Genomic DNA, 461 nt, shown 5'->3' with positions numbered 1-461 from the left:
TATTATTCGCGCAACATGCTGGCGCGGTGTCTAGCTGTAGCCGCTGTGGCAGTTTTGGCTTCTGCAGGGCCGCCGAGTCCGATCTACAGGCCCTGCTACTTGGACGATTACAAATGCATCTCCGACCACCTGGCCGCGATCTCGAAATGTATCCCGGGCAGAGGGCAGATCCCCTCGCAGTACGAGATACCGGTGTTCCAGTTTGAAATACCATACTTCAACGCCACCTACATCGACCATAATCTCATTACCCGTAACCACGACAAATGCCGTGTCAGCGAATTTTATGACAATGTGAGAACTTTAAAAACAGTTTTAACCGTGGACTGTCCGTGGCTGAACTTTGAATCCAATCGGACCTTGGCTCAGCACATGTCGTTCAAGGAAGACGTCGTCTTAAGCTTCTACATCAATGGATCTTATCCTTTGATCAGGCTAACGACAGTGTTTGATAAGGGCAA

1 protein-coding gene is annotated in these 461 nt (G+C 49.5%); it reads left to right on the top strand.

Translation table 11 applies throughout. The features are described 5' to 3' along the window. A partial coding sequence (locus F0L74_RS34630; RefSeq protein WP_149842232.1) for a hypothetical protein occupies window positions 1–461 on the top strand: 461 nt, incomplete at both ends.

It is taken from the genome of Chitinophaga agrisoli, assembly GCF_008386695.1.
Taxonomy (GTDB): Bacteria; Bacteroidota; Bacteroidia; order Chitinophagales; family Chitinophagaceae; genus Chitinophaga; species Chitinophaga agrisoli.
The sequence above is the reverse complement of the archived record's forward strand: the minus strand, read 5'-3'. Positions and strand labels throughout refer to the sequence as shown.